The following is a 19067-nucleotide window of genomic DNA, read 5'->3' as shown; positions in this document are numbered from 1 at the left end:
AAAATGTCCTCTGTCGAGTATTGCTCCTTGTCAAGGGCTGATCTCGCTCGTTTTTTTTGCGCCAATTGCACCTCTACAATGCAGTGATCCACAATTACACATGAATGACAGGCCTGCTCCGTCAGTTTCATAATTACTCAGAATTTCTTCACCAATACTGATCTGGCGCACAGCTATATCACAAAAGTCAATGACTTCGGTGTTGTGGGCGCACGAATGATTAACGTACCTTTCTGGGGGCTGAACTAAAACATAAGAATGTGCGTCGTAAGGGTGGAGATACACCTTCTCTGCATCTGCAACATATTCTGCTTGCTCATGCGAAAGGCGAACAGAAGTGTTCCAGGCGATTACGACTTCTCCTGGCTTGAAATCGCGTAAAGCGAAAACACCGAAGCCATGAGTTTTAGATAACCTTACTTCAATATCCAATGGTACTCCTTCCAACTGAACAAAGGGGCTACTTTGGGGAGGCCTGCTGAGAAAGTAGCCTGTCCCTTTTTCACTGTGTGCCCGGGGGCATGCCCGGTCATGGCCTGCGTGTGTTGGCTCTATTCCTTCGGCTTCCATGAGATGGCCAAAGCTTCTGCCGCTTTGATTTGATCGGCCGATAACCGGGATTTGAGTTTCGCTTTGTGCCCTGGAGGATCATTCAATATCCATTGGCAGAGAGGAACATTCTGGCATCTCTTTGCCGCACCCTGAGCTAACAGCATCCATTTCAACCCGTCAACATCATTTTGGGGTTGAACATAGTGGTTTGAATACAGGCTTGCCACGTTATATTGCGACTGCATATAACCCCGCTCAGCCGCTATCATATAATAGCTGTAGGCTTTTGTAATGTCCTTGCTTACGCTGTTTTTACCATACTCATAGGAAACTCCGGCATTGTGACAGCCAGGGTCACTCCCAAGCTTGCAGGCCTTTTCATACCATGAGGCAGGGCTGCCAAAGGTCTCTTCCCTGACTCGACCATCTTCCAGCAACAGCCCAAGTTTTAATGCAGCAGAAGCATCGCCCTGTTCTGCCCCGGCCTTATACAACATGCCGGCTTCTTCCGGGTGCCCTGCTCGCAGGGCTGCGTCACCGGGAGTGAGGGCGCATCCGGTAAAATAGATAAACAATAACGTTAAGATGAGCATCTGCGCAGAGTTTCGCATTTTTCACAGTCCTCCATAGTTTGGTGGGAACATCCGGGACATAAACCTCCTCTCATCCTCTACCACATAACTTCCACCCGGCAAAGCCGTTTTTCCTCTAAAACACATTACAATCCGAAAGGTTACTAAATGTGCCAACCTGCCGGCGGCGGAGCCGCCATTCGAGCGCAAAAAAAGGCCGTCCCTTGCGGAACGGCCATTGTATGGAGGAGACAACGCTGGTGCTCGATGTGTTGGCCGGCTGCGTCGGCCGGGCGGCTCAGTCGATTGGCTGCCCGATGCTTCCCCAGCGCACCCGCCAGTTATCCTGGTCCCACGACCAGTACTTGATGAATGCCTTGCCCTTCAGCGCGCTGTCCTTGACGAAGCCCCAGAAGCGGCTGTCGTAAGAGTTGTCGCGGTTGTCACCCATCATGAAGTAGGAGTTGGCCGGCACGGTGACCGGGCCGAAGTTATCCCGCGGCCCCGCCTCCGCCGGCAGGATGGTGCTGTCCCGGTGGATTTCGTGGGGATTGCGGTAGGGGACGCCGTTGACGTAGACGACTTTGTCCTTTTCCTGGATCACGTCGCCCGGCACGCCGATCACCCGCTTGATGAAGTCCTTGCTCGGGTCTTCCGGGTACTCGAAGACTACCACGTCGCCGCGGTGCGGGGCGCGAATCCGCAGGATGCGGGTGTCGGTGAAGGGAATCTTGATGCCGTAGAGGAACCGGTTGACGAACAGGTGGTCGCCGATCGCCAGGGTGTTCTCCATGGAGCCGGACGGGATCTTGAAGGGCTCGATCACCCAGGTCCTGATGGCAAAGGCGAGGAGCAGCGCCCAGATGATGGTCTCGGTGTACTCGCGGAATTTCGATTTTGTTTTGAGGGTGAACTGTTTGGGGGCGGTGGTTGCGGTTGTTTCAGACATCGAATAGATCCTCTCTGACAATGATTGGTGCTGCTGCCGGCGCTCAGAAAACCGGCAGCGCCTTGAGAATGCCGACGACGGTGCCGCTGCCGGCCAAGATGTAGCGCATCTGGCGGGACCAGATGATCCGTTCCAGGACCGGGACCTGTTCGGTCTCGTACGCCCGGACCCGCTTCATGACGTTGGCGACGAAATCGGCAGACGGTTCAAACTCTTCGTTCATGTCCGACACCTCCGAAATGCTCTTTCAGGACCAGGGCGATCTTCTCTTTGGCGCGGAAAAGCCGCGTCTTGACCGTGGCCCGGGGAACCCCCGACTTCCGGGCGATTTCGTCCAGGGTGGCGCCCTTGAGGCTCATGATGATCGTGGCGCGGAACGGCTCGGGGAGGTCCCGGACGGTGGCGGCCAGCGCCGCCAACTCCTCGCGGCGGAGCAGCGCCTCCTCGGCCGATTCGCCGCCGGCGGCCAGCCGTTCGAGCTGCTCCACTGCTGCCGGTTCCGCCCGGCGGCGCCGACGCAACTCGTCGATGCACTGGTTGCGGGCGACGATGAACAGCCAGGCGGCGAATGGCGTCCCCCGGCCGGTGTCGAAACGCGGCAGCTCCTTGTAGACGTTCAGGAAGACCTCCTGGCCGATATCCTCCGCCAGGTGCGGGTCCCGGACGAGCCGGAAGATGAAGGCCAGCAGGTTGCGGTGGTATTTCCGGACGAGCAGGGCATAGGCATTGACGTCGCCGTTCAGCACGCACTCGATTATGGTCTGATCGTCCATCGCTTCCCCGTGGGCTTCGTTACTGGTGGGATATACGCCGTTCCGGCGCAAAGGTTCCCGGAAAAATTCATTGTAGCATGGTGGGGAGAAAAAAAGGAAGGGACTGCCAGCTTCCGGCGCACCCTCCCCCCGGCTCCCTCCCATCAAGGGCGGGGGAGATAGTGCGTGGAATTGCCTGTGCCCATCGGCAAAGTGCTCCCTCCCCCTTCGATGGGGGAGGGGTGGGGAGAGGGTGAAAGGAGAGGTGGTACCGGTCGTGTGCCGCTGCGATATACTTGCTGCAGCAGGGGCGATATCGTCCCGGGGAGGTGCGGCGCGATGTGCGAGTTCTGCGTCAAGCATGGCGAGGGAGAGCGCTGGTATCTACAGGCGAAGAATTATTCCGAGGATATGCTGAGCGATCTGCGCCGGCGCAAGCTGATCGGTGCCTTCGCCGACCCGGAGACGATCCGGCGGGAGTTTGCCGGGGAAGCACAGGCGCTGGAGCGGCTCGACCGGCTCCCCTGGTTCCTCCGGGCGATGTTCGGCCGGCTTTTGACCCGGAAGATGAAGAAGCTCCATTTCGGCCAGGTGGTGCCGATCGAGGAGATCGAACGGATCTTCGCCTTCGCCAACTCCATCGTCCGCCTCGCCTGTATCTGCCGCAAGATCACCCGCGGCGTGGAGAAGCGGTACTGCTACGGGATCAGCCTCGGTCCCGACGGCGGGGAGCTGATCGGTATCTTCCGCGACCTCGGCTGGCAGCCCTCCGGCACCCCCGGCGACCGGCGCTACGAAATCCTCACCAGGGATGAGGCCCTGGCCGCGCTGCGCGATCACGAGCGGGAAGGGCTCTGCCATACCATCTGGACCTTCCGCGCTCCCTTCATCGGCGCGATCTGCAACTGCGACCGCGCCGACTGCCTGGCGCTGAGCACTACCATCAGCCATGCGGTGCCGATCATGTTCCGCGCCGAGTTCGTTGCCGCAATCGAGCCGGCTCTCTGCACCGGCTGTCGGCAATGCATGGGGCTCTGCCAGTTCGGCGCCCTGAGCTACAGCGCCACGTCAAAAAAAGCGGTGGTCGACCAGACCGGCTGTTACGGCTGCGGCGTCTGCCGCAGCGGCTGCCGCACCGGTGCCATCAAGCTCGGCGAGCGGGCCAAATCGCCGGTGGCGGCGCATGTGTGGTGAGCTGGCGGTGAGATTCAGGCGCCATTGCCGGCGGGTAGTTGCCGGAACGAATCGGGCAGGTCCAATTCGCCGTGCCCGACGAAGACCACATCGCCGCTTACCCGCACCGTCATATCCGCGGCAACGACAACGGTGAGTTCGCTGGGCCGGCCGAGGAAGCGGCCCTGGTGGATGGTCAGCGGGCGATCCGACGGGGCCTGGTGGTGTGCCACCAGATAGGCGCCGGCCGGCCCGGCCGCGCTGCCGGTGGCGATGTCCTCGACCCGGCCGTCATTGTCCCAGGTGCGCCCCTCGCGGGCCGGGACATCGAGGAGATAGGCGAACCGGGCGCCAACCCGGGCAAGCAGGGCCGCGAAATCGTGCCGTACAATGCGGGCGCTGGCCAAGTTGGCCCCGAGCGGGACGATCAGGTAGGGGAGCCCTGTGGAGACCACCTGTAACGGCAATTCCGCCATCAGATCTTCGGGGGACAGGTTGAGGGCCGCCAGCAGCTCCCCGCGCGCGGCGGCGCCGAGCGGCGGCTCGAAGGTGGCGGGGCCTTGATCCATCTCGGCCTGATACGCGGCACCGTTTCGCCGGCTGACGACGGCGACTGTCCGTTCCGCCAGCTGGAAGAGGAGTTGAACGTCATCCTCGCTGCCGAAGTGGGCCGCGTGGAGTACAGCAGCCGCGCCGATGATCGGATGCCCGGCGAATGCCAGCTCTTCTTCCATGGTGAAGATGCGCGCCCGATACGTTCCCGGCGCTGTTGTCCCCCCGAGGAAGATGGATTCGAATTGGCGCATTTCCCGGGTGATGCGTTGCAGGAGGTCGGTCGGCAGCTGCTCCGCCACGGGGAAAACGGCGAGCCCGTTGCCCGACAGCGCCTCTTTGGCGAAGACGTCCACCAGGTGATAGGTAAATCGTGCCATGTCGTTCTCCGCGATTGGTGATTGGCAAACATGTCATCTCCGCTTTGCCCCGGAGCGGTCCACGGTTTTGCCGTCTACAGGGCGCTCGCTCCCACCAGATAATATTGGAGCGCAATGGCATTCGGGGGGACCGCCGAATAATTGGCAAAGGTGACGGTTGCGATGCGGCCGCTTCCCGACAGTGGCACCATCCTGATGATGGCAATCTTGATGATCCCGGGAGCGATGGTATTGCATTCCATGAATGCGTCGGAAATGAATTCCCCCTTGGTCACAGAAGGCGAACTCATGACGGTCGGATCATAGGTAATGTCTACTTGCATTCCCTGGAGATTGTCCAGGTTGTTGCCCTGGACGGTGTACTCCCCGTTTCCCACCGGAATAAGCGTCACCGCAGCCTCCGTGCCGGTGGCCGCGGGCGTGGTGTTTTCGTCGCCGCTGCCGCAGCCTGCCGTAAACAGGAGAAACGTTACGAGTAGCGCCCGCCACAGATATTTTCTTACAGAGCTGAAGTCCAATTTTCGCCTCCCGGTGCAGTGTGCCGCTGGCCATGTTTCATACCACATTGGCTGCGTCCGGAAAAAGTGCTTTTTAGTGGCAACACATTAAAAATGGTGTGCTGTTGAGTCCTCGGCGGATAGTGCGGTGTGGGGGCATAGGGGACATGAGCCTGTAACGGCGCAATTCCCTGTTATAGTTTATAGCTGAGCGGCAGTAGTCGTGCCGCGCAAGATTCCAGCCATCGTCGAGAGGCCGGTAGCACCGCAAAGGAATTATGAGCCGAACAGCCGAGAAATTCGCGTCATTACTGAAAGGATGGCTGCGCGAGCAGGTGGCGAACATCAACCCGGGCGCGGTCATCAGGGATATCCTTTCCGAAATCGAGATCACTGCCGGGTATTTTTTCGTCCTCACCGTGGCGAACCTCATCGCCCTCTGCGGCCTGATCATGAACAGCTCGCCGGTGATCATCGGGGCAATGCTCGTTTCGCCGCTGATGGGGCCGATCCTCAGCTTCGGCTTTGCCTTCGTCACCGGCGACAATGTCATCTGGAACAAGTCGGTCAAGAAGATCTCTCTGAGCGTGGCATTGTCGATTGCCGTCGCGGCGGCGGCAACCTACGTCTCGCCCCTGAAGGACGTGACCGCCGAAATTCTCTCCCGCACCCGGCCGAACCTCTACGACCTGATCATCGCCTTTCTGGCCGGCACCGCCGGGGCGAGCGCCATCTGCACCAAGAAAAACTATCTGACCATCGTTCCGGGGGTCGCCATCGCCACTGCCGTCATCCCCCCCTTGAGCGTCGCCGGCTTCGGTGCCGGAATTGCCAGCCTCAAGATCTTCTATGGTGGCTTCCTGCTGTTCTTCACCAACTTCGTCGCCATCGTCCTCTCCACCTGTGCGGTCTTCTCCTTCTACGGTTTCAGGAGAAAAATGGCCGCTGACGAACTCTCGCAGATGAAGAAGCGGTTTGCCTTTCTCATTGCCGTCCTGGTGGTGATTTCGATCCCGCTCATCTATACGCTGCATACCTCAATCGCGGAAGTGCGGCAGCGAACCGCCATCCAGGACGCGTTGCAGCAGGCGCTGGAGCAGGAAAAGCGCTCCCATCTGGCCACCTTTGCCTATGCGGTCAACAGCGCGGGCATTCTTGAGATCAATGCCCTGGTGAACACGGTGCGGTATCTGAGCGACGCCGAGACGAAAAAGGCGGAAACCTCCATCGGCCGGGCCCTGGGGAGAAAAGTCGTCCTTAACGTGGAGCAGGTGAAAGTTCAGGCGGGCGGGCTCAAACAGGAGATTGCCAAGGCCACTATCCCGGCCATCGCCCCGCCGAAGCCTCCCGGCGAGATCATCAGGAGTTCGGCGCAGAGCGCCATCGCGGTCGTCAAACAGTCGGCGGTCAAGGTCGACACGATCATTGCGCCGTCCAGGATCAGCGATTTTTCGGTCGGCTTCAACGACAAGTCGGCCGCCGTGGCGATCCTCTTGGAGATCCGGCGCGACACGCCGCTGTCCGATGAACAAACCACCTGGATCAAGCGGATGCTCGCCGCCGACCTGAATCTGCCGGTGGACCTCACCGTGAAGACGATACCGTTCGTCCCGCCGCTGGTGTTCAAGCCGCAGGAAGACATCCTGTCGGACGAGATGAACCGGTCGATTATGGCCATTAAGGATCTCTACCGCCAGGACCCGTCCATCACCCTGCGGGTCGAGGCCACCTTCGGCCATGGTGGCAAAAGAGCAAGACAGCTCGCAGAAAAGAGGCTCGAACACGTTGTCGCCGTTTTGGTCAACGAGTGCGGCGTCCCGCGGCAGCAGATCAAAACCGCTTCCGGCAGCAGCCCTCCCCAGCCGCCGACGGTCAGGATCTCGGTAATCACCGGCCGTCACGATTAGTCACCTGCCGGGCCAATATCCGGTGCCAGGGCGCAAAAAAAGGGCCGTCCCTTACGGAACGGCCCGTGCGATGAACCGGACATGAGGGGCGAGCGTCAGGCCCCTTTGATCTCCTGGCTCTTGGTGCGCAGTTTCTTGACCAGTTCGTTATACCCCTGGTCGGTGATGATCCGGTTGAACTGGGTCCGGTAGTTGGAAACGAGACTGACCCCCTCGATCACGACATCGTAGACCTTCCACTGGCCACCTTCGTTGATCAGCCGGTAGTCGAGGGAGTACTGGTCCCGTTTGGGGGTGACGACCTTCGAACGGACCTCGGCATACTGGCCGTCGATGATCTCTTTCTGGTAGAGGATCTTCTCCTGGTTATACGATTCGATCTTGCCGGCGTAGGAGTTCTCCAGCAGGGTTTCGAACAGCCCGACGAAGTCTTTTTTCTGGGCAGGAGAGAGGTCGCGCCAGTGGCGGGCCATGGAGCGTTCGGACATCTGGGTGTAGTCGAAGATCGCGCCGATGGCCTTTTTCAGGGAATCCCGGCGTTTTTTCTCGTTCTGCGGTTTTTTCAGCTCCTTGTCGGAGACGATGCGCACGACTTCATCGACGGTCTTTTTGACCGTCTCGGTCGGCGTCGGCTGGGCATAGGCCGGCACCGAGGCGGCGAAGGTGAGGAGCAGGATGGGCAGGATCAGCCATTTCATGGTACTTCTTCCCCCTTAGCGTTTTTCGAGTGGCGCCTGGCCGACCGCGTAGTCGAGGTTGGCCAGCGCCATCTTGTAGTTGTAGACCGACTGGAAGTAACTGGCCCGCATCCGGGCGTAGTTCTGCAGCCCTTCGAAGATCTCCTTGGCGGGACCGATGCCGAAATCGAAGTTGGCCAGGGCCGCAACGACCCATTTCTTGGCGTTGGTGTAGGCTTCTTCGGTGGCAGGGATGCTCTTCTCCGCTTCTTTCATCTCCAGGTAGGCCTTCTTGATCTGCAGCGGAATGTTGGTTTCGGCATAGCTCTTGGTGCTGAGCAGCCGGTTGTACTGGGCCTGTTCGCCGGCGACCTTGGCGCCGGTGATGCCGAAGTCGAGCTTCCACTTCAGGCCGAGGGCGACCCCGGCCCAAAGATGGTTGAACTCGTCGGCGACGAACGGGTTGTCGATCCGGCTCCGCTTGTCGGCGTAAGCGCCGGAAAGATAACCGGCGATGAAGACGTCGGGGTAGTATTCGGCCTTTGCGGCGTCAACCAGTGCCTGCCGCGCCACCAGCCCTTCCTTGATCTGGCGGTACTCGGGGCGCTTGGCCTGGGCCTCTTCGAGGTAGACCGGCAGTTCGGCCACCGGTCCTTCGTCGGGGGTGAGCCGCTCGGTGGCGATGTCGAGGCTGGTCTCGGCAGGGAAGCCGGTGCGGCTCTTCAGCGCCGCCAGGGCCAGCGCTTCGCCTTTTTTGGCCTCTTCCAGGTACTTGTCCACTTCGCCGCTGAAAGCGTCAAGTTTGTAGATATCCAAGTCGTCGACGTTGGTCGAGCCCTTTTCCAGGTACTCCTTGGCTTTCTTCCGCGCCTTGTCCAAGTCTTCCCGGACGTCGAGGATCACTTCCTTCAGTTCCCGGGCCAGCAGCAGGCCGTAGTAGTATTCCTTGACCTGTAGCGCGACCTCGTTGCGCCGCTGCTCTTTTTTCGCCCTGTCGACCTCGATGCCGTGGGTGGCGGCTTTCATGTTTTCGCTGATCTTGCCGAAGGTGTAAAGCGGCTGGGTGAGGGTGGCGTCGCCGCGTTGGAACCAGGTCCAGCGGTTGGTGTCGTTGACCCCGTCGGGGGACCAGACCTGGTTGCCCCGGGCCTGGGGGACCGGGCCGATCAGGCCGAGGAAGTCGATGCGCGGGTAGCGGTAGGCCTTGGCTTCGTCGAGCCGCGAGGTGGAATAGTCGATGTCCGACTGGGATTCGCCGAGTTCCGGGGCGGTCGCTAGGGCGTCGCGGATGCAGTCGTCGAGGCTGAGAACCACCTTTTTCTGGTCGTCGCTTCCCCACGCGGGGGAAAGGAGCAGCAAGGTGGTCAACCCGGCCAGCGCCATTCGTTGCAAAGATTTCATCGTCGCTCCCTCCAGGCTGAATGCATTAAAGGGCGGCACCGCCGGCGCCGCTTCTGGTCATCTATTGTAGCAGGAGGTGACGGCTAATCAACCGAGCCGTGAATGTATTTGCTCAACAGCTCTTCCAGGTCAACGGATGATTCGGTGTCCTGGATTTTGCCGTTGGCGGCGAGAATGGTCGAGGAACCGCCCGGTTTCAGCTTGATGAACTTGTCGCCGATGATTCCCTTGGTGCGGACGGCGGCGATGACGTCGCTCTGCAGCTTGATGCCGTCCCTGATCTGGAGGAAGACCCGTGCCTGGTCGGTCTGCTGCTCGAGGACGATCCGGTCGACCCTGCCCACCTCGACCCCCGCGATCTCCACCGAGGCGCCCGCCTTCAGCCCCGACACCGAGTCGAAATCGGCGGTGATGGTGTAGTAGTTGCCGCCGAACAGCTCCATCTTGCCAAGCTTGATGGAGAGGTAGGCGAGGCAGAGTATGCCGATCATGACAAAAACTCCGACGATCAATTCGAGTGTGACTCTCTTCATGGATGCACCTTGTCGATCTGGTGTAATGCGGCGCCGGGCAAGGCCGGGCGCGGCGGTTCAGACAAACTGGATCGGCCCTTCCAGGCTGCCGCTGATGAACTGCTTGACCACCGGCTGCTCCGACCGCTGGATCGCTTCCGGGGTTCCCATCTCGATGATCCGGCCGCGGTAGAGCATGGCGACGTTGTCGGAGATGTCGAAAATCTCCGGGATCTCGTGGGAGACGATCACCGCCGTGAAGCCGAAGCGGGTGTGGGTATCCTTGATCAGCTGGTGGATAGCCCGGCAGATGATCGGGTCGAGACCGGTGGTCGGCTCGTCGAACAGGATGATCCGGGGGTTGAGGAGCAGCGCCCGGGCAAGGCCGACCCGCTTTTTCATCCCGCCGGAGAGCTCGTCGGGGTATTTCCGGTCCACCCCCTTGAGTCCCACGTGCTCCAGCGCCTCGTGCACCTTGTCGCGGATTTCCAGCCGCGACAGGGAAGTCTTCTCTTCCAGCGGGAAGGCGACGTTTTCGAAAACGGTCATCGAATCGAACAGTGCCGCGTTCTGGAAGAGCATGCCGAACTTTTCCCGCACCCGGTTGAGGACGTGCCGGCGCATCACCGTGATGTCCTCCCCCTCGACGAAGACCGTGCCGCTGTCAGGCTTCATCAGGCCGATCATGTGCTTGAGCAGGACACTTTTCCCTTCGCCGCTCGGGCCGATGATGGCGGTGATCTTGCCGGCCGGGATCTCCAGGTTGAGCTTGTTCAGCACCACCTGGCTGTCGAATGATTTTTCCACGTCTACCAATTTGATCATGTAAAGCCCGTTACCGTGGCAGTGGTTCTACAGCATCACCGAGGTCAGGAAGTAGTCCCAGACCAGCACCAGTACCGACGCCATGACCACCGCTTCGGTGGTGGCGCGGGAAACCCCTTCGGCGCCATGACTGGCGGTGTAGCCTTTATAGCAGCAGATCCAGGAGATGATCATCCCGAAGGAGACCGATTTGACGAAGCCGGACCAGACGTCCTTCAACTCGACGCTCTTTTCCATCTCGTAAAAATAGGCGCCGGGATTGACGCCGAGCAGTTTGACCCCGACCAGGTAGCCGCCGTAGATCCCGACCACGTCGAAGATGGCGCAGAGCAGGGGGAGGGCGATCAGCGCGCCGATGACCTTCGGCGAGATCAGGTATTTGAACGGCTCCAGGGCCATTGTCTTCAGGGCATCGATCTGTTCGGTGATCTTCTTGATGCCGATCTCGGCGGTGATGGCGCTGCCGGCCCGGCCGGTGACCATCAGTGCCGACAGCACCGGTCCCAGCTCACGGATCAGCGACAGGGCGACGACGGAACCGAGCATCCCCTCGGAGCCGAACTTGGTCAGGGTGTAGTAACCCTGGAGGCCGAGGACCATCCCGGTGAAGGCGGCGGTGAGGAAGATGACGAACAGTGACTTGGCGCCGATGAAGTGGATCTGTTTGAAGATGTGGATCGGCCGGCCGGGATCGCGGATGATGATGTAGAGGGCGTAGAGCAGGAAAATAAGCATCCGCCCCATTTCCCGGACGACGAACAGGGTCATGGCCCCCAGTTTTTCGATGACGGTGCGCAGCACGCGAAAGCTTCCCTTTCTCCGGACGAATGACAGGCAAGTATAGGCAAAGGGAGGCCCGAAGTAAAGACCGTTTAACTGTTCCCGCCCTGTCGCCGGTCAGAGAATGAAGTCGGTGGAGAGGAAATTCGACCGGTGTTCCCTGACGATATCGTTGATGATCTGCCGGTTCAGCTCGACGTCCCGGGCCGCCACCAGGGTACGGATCGAGAAGGCCCGCAGGGCGTCGGAAACCGACAGGGTGCTGACCGCCGAGTCCTTGCGGCCGGTGAAGGGGAAGACGTCCGGGCCGCGCTGGCACTGGCTGTTGATGTTGACCCGCGAGACCTGGTTGACCAGCGGATCGACCAGGCTGGCCAGCGCCTGCGGATCCCGGCCGAAGATGCTCACCTGCTGACCGTATTCCGACTCCTCGATGTAACGGATCGGCGCCGCGGTATCGGTGAACGGGACGACCGGGATCACCGGGCCGAACTGTTCCTCGCTGTAGAGGCGCATCCGCCCGTCTACCGGGTAGACCACTGCCGGCCGGAAGAAGGTGGCGGAGAATGCGCCGCCCCCTTCGTTGACCACCCGTGCGCCGTGCCTGACGGCGTCTTCGATCAGTCCGGTCAGGTAGGTCGGCTTGCCCGGCTCCGGCAGCGGGGTGATCATTACTCCCGACTCCCAGGGCATGCCGTGGCCGATGGCGTTGAGGGTGGCGGAGAAGAGGGTGAGGAAATGATCGACGATGCTCTCGTGGACGAAGATGATCTTCAGGGCGGTGCAGCGCTGGCCGTTGAAGGCGAGGCTGCCGGCGATGCACTCTTCGACCGCCTGGTTGAGGTCGGCATCGTTGAGGATGATGGCCGGGTTCTTCGCTTCCAGCCCGAGCACCGAGCGGAGCCGGTGAGGTTTGGGATGCTCCTTGTGCAGGGCGTTGGCGGCGGCGCTGGTGCCGATGAAGGCGAGCGTCGCTACGAGGCCGCTTTTCATCAGCGGCGGGGCGACCGTCCGCCCGGCGCCATAGAGGGTGTTGACCACCCCCGGCGGGAACGAATCGCGGAACGCCTTCAAAAGCGGCGAGAAGAGTAGAACGCCGTGCCGGGGCGGCTTGAGCAGGACGGTGTTCCCCATGATCAGCGCCGGGATCAGGGTGGTAAAGGTTTCGTTCAGCGGGTAGTTGTACGGCCCCATGCAGAGAGTTACGCCGAGGGGGGCGCGGCGAATCTGGCCGATGATCCCCTGTTCGATGACGAAGCGGGAGGAGATTCTGTCCAGCTCCTTGAGGGCGTCGACGGTATCGGCGATGTAGGCGGCGGTCCGGTCGAACTCCTTTTCCGCATCCAGCAGTGTCTTACCGATCTCCCACATCAACAGCCGGACCACTTCCTCGCGCTGCTGGTTCATCTGAGTGGCAAAATGCTGGACGTGGCCGATCCGTTCGGCGACGGTCATGGTCGGCCAACGGCCCCGGCCGTTATCGTAGGCCGCGGCAGCGGCGTCGAGGGCTGCCAGGGCGTCGGCCTCGGTCATCAGCGGGAAGCTGCCGATCCGAACCCGTTCCGGACCGTGGTCGTGTCGGAGGCAGATGGGGGAGTGGACATCCTGGGTCGGCCCTTCCCAGTGGCGGATTTCGCCGTTGATCAGGTAGGCTCTTTGCTCGATCGGTGCTGTCAGCCGGTGGCGCTCGGGGACGCCGGCGGCTGTCGGGAAGATGGCGTCGAGATTCTCCCGGATGTTCATGGACCGTTCCCTCCGTTTGTGGTGATGGGCACCCTGGCGGTGCCGATAATGAACACAGTTTAACCGTTTTCCCCCTCTTGGCAAGCCAGCCGGCCTACCTCCTGCCGGCGGAAGCAGTCAGTCAGGTGGTCGTTCACCAGGCCGACAGCCTGCATGTAGGCGTAACAGATCGTCGAGCCGACGAAGGTAAATCCCCGCTTCTTCAGCTCCTTGCTCAGGGTGTCCGACTCCCGGCTGGTGGCCGGTACCTCGGCCAAGGTCCGCCAGTCGTTCTGCCGGGGGCGGCCGTCGACGAAGCGCCACAGCCAGGCGGCAAAACTGCCGAATTCTTCCTGGACGGCGAGGAAGGCGCGGGCGTTCTGCCGGGCGGCGGCGATCTTCAGCCGGTTCCTGACGATGGCCGGCTCCGTCGCCAGTTCCGCCAGCCGCCGGTCGTCGAAACGGGCGACGAGCGCCGGATCGAAGCCGGCAAAGGCCCGCCGGTAGCCGTCGCGCTTGCGGAGGATCGTCGACCAGCTCAGGCCGGCCTGGGCTCCTTCGAGCAGCAGGAATTCGAAGAGACTCCGGTCGTCGTGCTGCGGCACCCCCCATTCGGTGTCGTGATAGGTGCGGTACAAATCGTCGCTTTCCGCCCAGGGGCAGCGGTTGATGGTCATGACGTTCCCTCCATGGTTGCCAGCAAGTGCAGCGCCCGGTCGGTGAGCCGGCAGCGGACCGTCTGCCGTACCACCTCGTTGCCTCGCCGCAGCGTTTCGTCGGTCACTTCTTCGCCGCCGACCTCCAGGTAGTTGAGCCAGAAGAGGGCCAACAGCCAGATCTCGTCGGTAAAGAGCTGGCGCTCGGTTTCGTCCATCGGCCTGATCAAGCCGAGGTCGATGCTGCTGTCGATCGAATGGCGGACCAGCTTGAGCAGGGCCCGGTGGGTCCGGATGTGGCGCTCCCGCAGCTGCGGATGCTGGAGGATGAGTGCGGTCAACTCCCGCTTGAAGAACCGGTAACGCCAGTTGAAACGCTGGATCATCAGGAAGGTCCGCTCCATCGCTTCCAGGGAACCGGCGGGGGACTCGGCGATGATCGCCTGGTAGTCGCCGAAGCCGACCGCATCCATCTGGTCGTAGATGGCGCCGAGGATGTCCTCCTTGTTGCGGAAATGGTAATAGAGGTTGCCGGGGCTGATGCCGACCGCCGCGGCAATGTGATTGGTGCTGACGGCGGCCGTCCCCTTGTCGTTGAAGAGGGCGATGGCCGCCTCGATGATCCGGTCGCGAGTTTTCATGGTGACGCCGTCTCCTCCCGTTGATGGTTTATCATTGCACATTTCCCGCCGGTAATCCAGCTGGGGGCGCGATTGCGGGTCGGTCGGGCCGGTGCCGGCACGGGGACAGTGGGGGCGCTGGGCAAAAAACTTAATCAAGTCTGGCGGATGCCGGCCGATAAGAGTGGAAAACATCTGCCGGCGGCGGCCGGCGAACTGACCAGGGAGGGATCATGTTCACAATGACCGATGAGGGAGTGTTTGGCGACGAGGCGTGGGGGGTGCTGCTCCCCGGCGGCGGGGTCTACCGGGAAGTGCTCTGGCGGCCGTTCAACGAAAAGCGCGGCCGGGTTTACCTGCTGGCCGGCGACCCGTTCCACCCCGAGGTTTCCACCGCGGACCTGGATTGCGTCCTTTCGGTGATCGCTTCCGCTCCGCATCATCTGTTCATTGCCGTTACCACATGGCCGGAGCTGGCGCTGAAACGCCTCTATGGCCCGGCCGACGACGGTGCCTGCCGGCTGCTGGGGGAGGGAGATTCGCTCGGCAATCTCTGGTTTCTTGTCCGGATGACCGATCAGGCGGAGGTTGAGGCCCGGATGCCGGCCGTCATTACCCTGAAGAACTGCTGGCTGGCCGACGGCGTGCACTGGCCGGTGGTCGGGGTGTTGGCGGCACCGTTGCATGGCGCCGTCGATCCCTGGCGGCTTGGCCTGCCGGAGGTCGACGGCTTCAGCGGGATCGACTGGCTGGTCTGTGGCGGCGACGGCGGCGAAGGAGGACCGACGGATCGGGAGTGGGTGCGGCGGTTGCGGGACCAGGCCGAGGAGCGCAACGTGCCGTTCCTCTTTACCGGCTGGGGTGCGGGAGCGGGGCGGCTTCTGGATGGCCGGACCTGGGACGAGACTCCTCCCTTGCCGAAGGAGCGCAACCGCCTCCATATCCTCGATAACTGCCGGAGTAACTGCCGGCGGGAGTTCTGCCGGGCAGCCTAGCCGGCTGCGGAAGAATGGAGCGACAAAGCGCCGCCCCTCGTCAGGGGGCGGCGCTTTGTCGCTTTGGCGCGAAGATGCTATTCGAAGCGGTTGGTTTGCCGCCCTGGACCGCCAGGTCGAGTTGCTGGACCGTGCCGGCGGTCTCTCCCTCGCCGGCGGCGTCAGGCCACCGAAGCGATACAACGCCGCTTCTGGATCGGTAAGAATTGCTTCATCTCGAACGCAATCTTTCGCTTGGCCCGGCCGGCGCAGTGTGCGATAAATGGGGGGCCGGTGTCGGTTGCGCCGTTTTGCGCTACACTGGACAAAGGCTGGGCGCCGGATGACGGCGAATGGGGGAGGGATCATGGAAAACCTGAACGTCCAGGGACTGGTGCGCCTGATTGGTGCCGGGGCCAACCTGATCTACGTGGTAACCGACAACGAGCGGCGCACCGAGCATCTTGCCGGCCTGGCGACGAGCCGGGTGAAGGGGGCGGGGGCGCCGTGGATCTGGAACTGCACCGATGGTTTCTGCCGCGACGGCGCGGTGGTCGAAGCGCTGGTCGACCCGCCGGCCGCCGTCGATTTCGTCCTGGCCCAGGCCGGACCGGCGGTTTTCGTCTTCAAGGATCTCCCCTGGTTCTGGCGGGACAACCCGTTTCTCATCCGCAAATTGAAAGAGTTCGCCTGGCGGGGGCGCGGCAAGGTCATCATCGTTCTCGGCCAGGAAGAGGCAGTGCCGTCGCAACTGCGGGAAGAGCTGGTTATTCTCCACCAGGGGTTGCCGACCATCGACGAGCTCAAGGCATTCCTCGAACAGCTGCGCGGTCGCGATCAGCGGCTGGCTGCCGCCTGCGCGGCGCGGCCGGGGCTGTTGGACGACCTGGTGATGGCGGCCCAGGGGCTCGACCTCGCCGACGTCGAGCGGGGGATGCGGACCGCCCGGCTGGCAGAAGGGGCGAGCGGCGACGAAATGGTCCTGGCACTGTTCGAGACCAAGCGGGCCATCATCCGCAAGAGCGGGATCATGGAGTTCGTCATCAACGATGCCTCGCCGGAACAGGTCGGCGGAATGGAGAACCTGAAGAACTGGATGGCGCGGCGCGAGCGGGCTTTCGGCCTGGAAGCGATCTCCTCGGGGAGCAATCTCCCCAAGGGGGTGCTGATGATGGGGATCGCCGGCTGCGGCAAGTCGCTCTTCGTCAAGGCGATCGCCGCCCAGTGGCGGCTGCCGCTGATCCGGCTCGACATGGCGGCGGTCTACGACGGCAGCTACGGCACGCCGGAGTCGAGTCTGCGCAAGGCGTTCAAGACCGCCGAAGCGGTGGCCCCCTGCGTGCTCTGGATCGACGAGATCGAAGCGGGAATCTCCACCCAGGGGTTCAAGGCCGAGGGGGGGCCGGCGTCGCGCATTCTCGGCTCGTTCCTTACCTGGATGCAGGAGAAGCGGGCGCCGGTCTTCGTTGCCGCCACCGCCAACGCCATCGAGATGCTGCCGGCGGAGATCATCCGCAAAGGGCGCTTCGACGAGATTTTCTACGTCGGCCTGCCGGATATGGCGGCCCGGGAGGATATTTTCCGTATCCACCTGGAGAAACAGCGGTTCGAGCTCGTCCCCTTCGATCTGCCGCTCCTGGCCGGCTCCACCAAGGGGTTTTCCGGGGCCGAAGTCGAACAGGCGGTTCTTGCCGCCGCCTTCGAGGCGCTCTCCGACCGCCGGCCGATGGTCCAGCAGGACCTGATGGCCGCTATCAGCCGGACGGTGCCGCTGTCCGTCACCATGGCCGAGCAGATCAAGAAGATCGAGGCCTGGGCCTTCAAGCGGGCGGTGCCGGCGGCGGGGAAATTCAACCCCTGAACCGCTGGGGCAGCCCCCGGTTCCCGCGCCCCGCCGGTGAGGGGACGCCCGGAGCGGAGCTCACTGCCATTCCCGAGGTGTCATGATGTTTGCCGGTATCTCCCTCAACGTGCTCGTGCTGGGGCTGGTCAGTTTCCTTACCGACATTTCCAGTGAGATGATCTATCCGTTGCTGCCGCTCTTCCTGACCAGGGTCCTCGGGGCGGGGCCGGCGTTCCTCGGGGTGATCGAGGGGGTGGCCGAATCGACCGCCGCCCTGCTCAAGCTCTTTTCGGGGATCGTCTCCGACCGGGTGCGGCGGCGCAAGGGGCTGGTGCTGGCCGGTTATTCGCTTTCAAGCATTGCCCGGCCGCTGGTGGCAGCGGCGACGTCACCGGTGGCCGTCCTGGCGATTCGCTTTGCCGACCGGGTCGGGAAGGGACTCCGCACCTCCCCCCGGGATGCGCTGATTGCCGATTCCACCGACCCGACGGCACGGGGGAAGGCCTATGGCTTCCATCGGGCGATGGATAACGGTGGCGCACTGGTCGGGCCGCTCGCCGCCACGGCGCTGATGACGCTGTTCGCCGAGGATCTGCGGACGGTCTTCTGGCTTGCCGCCATTCCGGGTTTTTTGGCGGTGCTGCTGATCGTGACCAGTGTCCGCGAGACGGCCCGGCAGCAGGCAAGCAACGGCAGTTTCCTCCGTTACGTTCCCCGGGGGCGGCTTCGCCGCTACCTGATCGTGCTGTTCATCTTCACCCTTGGCAACTCATCGGATGCCTTCCTCCTTCTCCGGGCGGGCGAGCTTGGCGTCTCGCCGGTGAAAATCCCGCTGCTCTGGGCTTTCTTCCAGGCGGTGAGGATGCTTTTTTCCACCCCCTTCGGTGCTCTCTCCGACCGCGTCGGCCGCCGGCGGCTGATCATCGCCGGCTGGAGTGTCTATGCGCTCTCCTACGCCGGGTTTGCCCTGGCGACATCCGAACTCGCCTGCTGGCTGCTCTTTGCCGTTTACGGCCTCTACTACAGCATGACCGAAGGGGTGGAGAAGGCTTTCGTGGCCGACATGGTTCCCGCCACCGAGCGGGGTGGCTCTTTCGGCTGGTACAACTTCGCCGTCGGCGTCGGTGCCCTGCCGGCAAGCCTGTTTTTCGGCGCCATCTGGCAGCAGGCAGGCAGGCTCGCCGCCTTCGGCTTCGGCGCCGCCATGGCTGCTCTGGCGGTGCTGCTTCTTTTGACTATGGTCGGTACCTCGGCATCCGGAGCCGGGAACGCCCATTCCTCACCTTGACAACCGGTCAATCCCTCCTATCATTTGACGGTATGGCTTGCACGAATTCGCTCGTGCAGCAGGCGTGATGCATTTAAGAGAAAGGGAGGTCCGAAGATGAAACAGTTGATGAAGGTGGTGGCGACGACGATGGTGATGGCGATGGCTGCCGGGGTTGTCTACGCCAAGGAATCGAAGAGCATGAAAGAGGGCGAGGAGCTGTTCAAGCAGCATTGCGCCTCCTGTCATCCCGATGGCGGTAACATCGTCAATCCGAAGAAGACCCTCAAGGGGGCGGATCTGAAAGCGAACAAAGTCAAGGGTGAGAAAGACATCGTCAAGCTGATGCGTCATCCGGGGCCGGGAATGCAGTCCTTCGACGCCAAGGCGATCCCCGATCGGCAGGCGAAGATGATTGCGGCATATGTCCTCAAGGAATTCAAATAATAACTGCTG

The 19067-nt window shown here is 62.0% G+C and carries 21 protein-coding genes; 6 read left to right on the top strand and 15 right to left on the bottom strand.

Annotation, left to right across the window (positions count from 1 at the left end; all coding sequences use genetic code 11):
• Positions 1-30: 30 nt before the first annotated feature.
• From QMN23_RS14730 to QMN23_RS14710, 5 genes are all read right to left on the bottom strand, one after another.
• The gene (locus QMN23_RS14730) at positions 31-432 is read right to left on the bottom strand and encodes an SET domain-containing protein-lysine N-methyltransferase (RefSeq protein ID WP_282000088.1); all 402 of its coding nucleotides are present in this window, start codon (positions 430-432) and stop codon (positions 31-33) included.
• A gap of 119 nt (positions 433-551) precedes the next feature.
• Positions 552-1163 (bottom strand): tetratricopeptide repeat protein, encoded by a 612-nt coding sequence (locus tag QMN23_RS14725; RefSeq protein ID WP_282000087.1) that lies wholly within the window; start codon positions 1161-1163, stop codon positions 552-554.
• Positions 1164-1422: 259 nt separating this feature from the next.
• On the bottom strand, positions 1423-2073 hold the full coding sequence (lepB, locus tag QMN23_RS14720; RefSeq protein WP_282000086.1) for a signal peptidase I: 651 nt from the start codon (positions 2071-2073) through the stop codon (positions 1423-1425).
• A 43-nt stretch (positions 2074-2116) separates the two neighbouring features.
• Positions 2117-2296 carry a hypothetical protein gene (locus QMN23_RS14715; RefSeq protein WP_282000085.1) on the bottom strand — a complete coding sequence of 60 codons (180 nt, stop codon included), beginning with the start codon at positions 2294-2296 and terminating at the stop codon, positions 2117-2119.
• Positions 2280-2846 carry an RNA polymerase sigma factor gene (locus QMN23_RS14710; RefSeq protein ID WP_282000084.1) on the bottom strand — a complete coding sequence of 189 codons (567 nt, stop codon included), beginning with the start codon at positions 2844-2846 and terminating at the stop codon, positions 2280-2282. Before QMN23_RS14710 ends, QMN23_RS14715 begins: the two co-directional genes overlap by 17 nt.
• Positions 2847-3164: 318 nt before the next feature.
• Between QMN23_RS14710 and QMN23_RS14705 the strand changes: the two genes are divergently transcribed.
• Positions 3165-4019: a 4Fe-4S dicluster domain-containing protein gene (locus QMN23_RS14705; RefSeq protein ID WP_282000083.1), complete on the top strand. Its 855-nt coding sequence runs from the start codon at positions 3165-3167 to the stop codon at positions 4017-4019.
• Between the two features lie 14 nt (positions 4020-4033).
• Here QMN23_RS14705 and QMN23_RS14700 read toward each other — a convergent pair whose 3' ends face one another.
• Together QMN23_RS14700 and QMN23_RS14695 are read right to left on the bottom strand one after the other, a co-directional pair.
• On the bottom strand, positions 4034-4930 hold the full coding sequence (locus tag QMN23_RS14700; RefSeq protein ID WP_282000082.1) for a PhzF family phenazine biosynthesis protein: 897 nt from the start codon (positions 4928-4930) through the stop codon (positions 4034-4036).
• Between the two features lie 74 nt (positions 4931-5004).
• Positions 5005-5448, bottom strand: a complete 444-nt coding sequence (locus QMN23_RS14695; RefSeq protein ID WP_282000081.1) for a cohesin domain-containing protein — start codon at positions 5446-5448, stop codon at positions 5005-5007.
• Positions 5449-5705: 257 nt separating this feature from the next.
• Between QMN23_RS14695 and QMN23_RS14690 the strand changes: the two genes are divergently transcribed.
• Complete coding sequence (locus tag QMN23_RS14690) at positions 5706-7334, top strand: TIGR00341 family protein (protein ID WP_282000080.1); 1629 nt, start codon at positions 5706-5708, stop codon at positions 7332-7334.
• Between the two features lie 95 nt (positions 7335-7429).
• Here QMN23_RS14690 and QMN23_RS14685 read toward each other — a convergent pair whose 3' ends face one another.
• The 8 genes from QMN23_RS14685 to QMN23_RS14650 all read right to left on the bottom strand — a co-directional run bounded on the left by QMN23_RS14685 (position 7430) and on the right by QMN23_RS14650 (position 14548).
• A complete protein-coding gene (locus QMN23_RS14685; RefSeq protein WP_282000079.1) occupies positions 7430-8032 on the bottom strand; it encodes an MlaC/ttg2D family ABC transporter substrate-binding protein in 603 nt (200 codons plus the stop codon).
• Between the two features lie 15 nt (positions 8033-8047).
• Positions 8048-9412: a TolC family protein gene (locus tag QMN23_RS14680; RefSeq protein WP_282000078.1), complete on the bottom strand. Its 1365-nt coding sequence runs from the start codon at positions 9410-9412 to the stop codon at positions 8048-8050.
• An 83-nt stretch (positions 9413-9495) separates the two neighbouring features.
• Positions 9496-9945 carry an outer membrane lipid asymmetry maintenance protein MlaD gene (gene mlaD / locus QMN23_RS14675; RefSeq protein WP_282000077.1) on the bottom strand — a complete coding sequence of 150 codons (450 nt, stop codon included), beginning with the start codon at positions 9943-9945 and terminating at the stop codon, positions 9496-9498.
• 57 nt (positions 9946-10002) lie between these two features.
• Positions 10003-10749: an ABC transporter ATP-binding protein gene (locus QMN23_RS14670; RefSeq protein WP_282000076.1), complete on the bottom strand. Its 747-nt coding sequence runs from the start codon at positions 10747-10749 to the stop codon at positions 10003-10005.
• A 27-nt stretch (positions 10750-10776) separates the two neighbouring features.
• Entirely contained in the window at positions 10777-11550 is a 774-nt protein-coding gene (locus QMN23_RS14665) for an MlaE family ABC transporter permease (protein ID WP_282000075.1), read from the bottom strand.
• Between the two features lie 96 nt (positions 11551-11646).
• Positions 11647-13272 carry an NADP-dependent glyceraldehyde-3-phosphate dehydrogenase gene (locus QMN23_RS14660; protein ID WP_282000074.1) on the bottom strand — a complete coding sequence of 542 codons (1626 nt, stop codon included), beginning with the start codon at positions 13270-13272 and terminating at the stop codon, positions 11647-11649.
• 59 nt (positions 13273-13331) lie between these two features.
• Positions 13332-13928, bottom strand: coding sequence for a DNA-3-methyladenine glycosylase I (locus tag QMN23_RS14655; protein ID WP_282000073.1), 597 nt, complete (start codon positions 13926-13928; stop codon positions 13332-13334).
• A complete protein-coding gene (locus QMN23_RS14650) occupies positions 13925-14548 on the bottom strand; it encodes a TetR/AcrR family transcriptional regulator (RefSeq protein ID WP_282000072.1) in 624 nt (207 codons plus the stop codon). Before QMN23_RS14650 ends, QMN23_RS14655 begins: the two co-directional genes overlap by 4 nt.
• 212 nt (positions 14549-14760) lie before the next feature.
• Between QMN23_RS14650 and QMN23_RS14645 the strand changes: the two genes are divergently transcribed.
• The 4 genes from QMN23_RS14645 (at position 14761) to QMN23_RS14630 (ending at position 19058) form a co-directional block, all read left to right on the top strand.
• Complete coding sequence (locus QMN23_RS14645) at positions 14761-15522, top strand: DUF5131 family protein (RefSeq protein ID WP_282000071.1); 762 nt, start codon at positions 14761-14763, stop codon at positions 15520-15522.
• Between the two features lie 346 nt (positions 15523-15868).
• Positions 15869-17362: an AAA family ATPase gene (locus QMN23_RS14640; RefSeq protein ID WP_282000070.1), complete on the top strand. Its 1494-nt coding sequence runs from the start codon at positions 15869-15871 to the stop codon at positions 17360-17362.
• Positions 17363-17447: 85 nt separating this feature from the next.
• Entirely contained in the window at positions 17448-18632 is a 1185-nt protein-coding gene (locus QMN23_RS14635; protein ID WP_282003914.1) for an MFS transporter, read from the top strand.
• Between the two features lie 96 nt (positions 18633-18728).
• Positions 18729-19058, top strand: coding sequence for a c-type cytochrome (locus tag QMN23_RS14630; protein WP_282000069.1), 330 nt, complete (start codon positions 18729-18731; stop codon positions 19056-19058).
• Positions 19059-19067: the final 9 nt, after the last annotated feature.

The sequence above is a fragment of the Geotalea uraniireducens genome (assembly GCF_027943965.1).
Classification (GTDB): Bacteria; Desulfobacterota; Desulfuromonadia; order Geobacterales; family Geobacteraceae; genus Geobacter; species Geobacter uraniireducens.
The sequence above is the reverse complement of the archived record's forward strand: the minus strand, read 5'-3'. Positions and strand labels throughout refer to the sequence as shown.

What these genes read in the sequence shown, in the direction of transcription:
- QMN23_RS14725 (WP_282000087.1), bottom strand. Translation starts at nt 1,163, where the DNA reads ATGCGAAACTCTGCGCAGATGCTCATCTTAACGTTATTGTTTATCTAT.
- lepB (WP_282000086.1), bottom strand. Translation starts at nt 2,073, where the DNA reads ATGTCTGAAACAACCGCAACCACCGCCCCCAAACAGTTCACCCTCAAA.
- QMN23_RS14715 (WP_282000085.1), bottom strand. Translation starts at nt 2,296, where the DNA reads ATGAACGAAGAGTTTGAACCGTCTGCCGATTTCGTCGCCAACGTCATG.
- QMN23_RS14710 (WP_282000084.1), bottom strand. Translation starts at nt 2,846, where the DNA reads ATGGACGATCAGACCATAATCGAGTGCGTGCTGAACGGCGACGTCAAT.
- QMN23_RS14705 (WP_282000083.1), top strand. Translation starts at nt 3,165, where the DNA reads ATGTGCGAGTTCTGCGTCAAGCATGGCGAGGGAGAGCGCTGGTATCTA.
- QMN23_RS14700 (WP_282000082.1), bottom strand. Translation starts at nt 4,930, where the DNA reads ATGGCACGATTTACCTATCACCTGGTGGACGTCTTCGCCAAAGAGGCG.
- QMN23_RS14690 (WP_282000080.1), top strand. Translation starts at nt 5,706, where the DNA reads ATGAGCCGAACAGCCGAGAAATTCGCGTCATTACTGAAAGGATGGCTG.
- QMN23_RS14685 (WP_282000079.1), bottom strand. Translation starts at nt 8,032, where the DNA reads ATGAAATGGCTGATCCTGCCCATCCTGCTCCTCACCTTCGCCGCCTCG.
- QMN23_RS14680 (WP_282000078.1), bottom strand. Translation starts at nt 9,412, where the DNA reads ATGAAATCTTTGCAACGAATGGCGCTGGCCGGGTTGACCACCTTGCTG.
- mlaD (WP_282000077.1), bottom strand. Translation starts at nt 9,945, where the DNA reads ATGAAGAGAGTCACACTCGAATTGATCGTCGGAGTTTTTGTCATGATC.
- QMN23_RS14670 (WP_282000076.1), bottom strand. Translation starts at nt 10,749, where the DNA reads ATGATCAAATTGGTAGACGTGGAAAAATCATTCGACAGCCAGGTGGTG.
- QMN23_RS14660 (WP_282000074.1), bottom strand. Translation starts at nt 13,272, where the DNA reads ATGAACATCCGGGAGAATCTCGACGCCATCTTCCCGACAGCCGCCGGC.
- QMN23_RS14655 (WP_282000073.1), bottom strand. Translation starts at nt 13,928, where the DNA reads ATGACCATCAACCGCTGCCCCTGGGCGGAAAGCGACGATTTGTACCGC.
- QMN23_RS14650 (WP_282000072.1), bottom strand. Translation starts at nt 14,548, where the DNA reads ATGAAAACTCGCGACCGGATCATCGAGGCGGCCATCGCCCTCTTCAAC.
- QMN23_RS14645 (WP_282000071.1), top strand. Translation starts at nt 14,761, where the DNA reads ATGTTCACAATGACCGATGAGGGAGTGTTTGGCGACGAGGCGTGGGGG.
- QMN23_RS14640 (WP_282000070.1), top strand. Translation starts at nt 15,869, where the DNA reads ATGGAAAACCTGAACGTCCAGGGACTGGTGCGCCTGATTGGTGCCGGG.
- QMN23_RS14635 (WP_282003914.1), top strand. Translation starts at nt 17,448, where the DNA reads ATGTTTGCCGGTATCTCCCTCAACGTGCTCGTGCTGGGGCTGGTCAGT.
- QMN23_RS14630 (WP_282000069.1), top strand. Translation starts at nt 18,729, where the DNA reads ATGAAACAGTTGATGAAGGTGGTGGCGACGACGATGGTGATGGCGATG.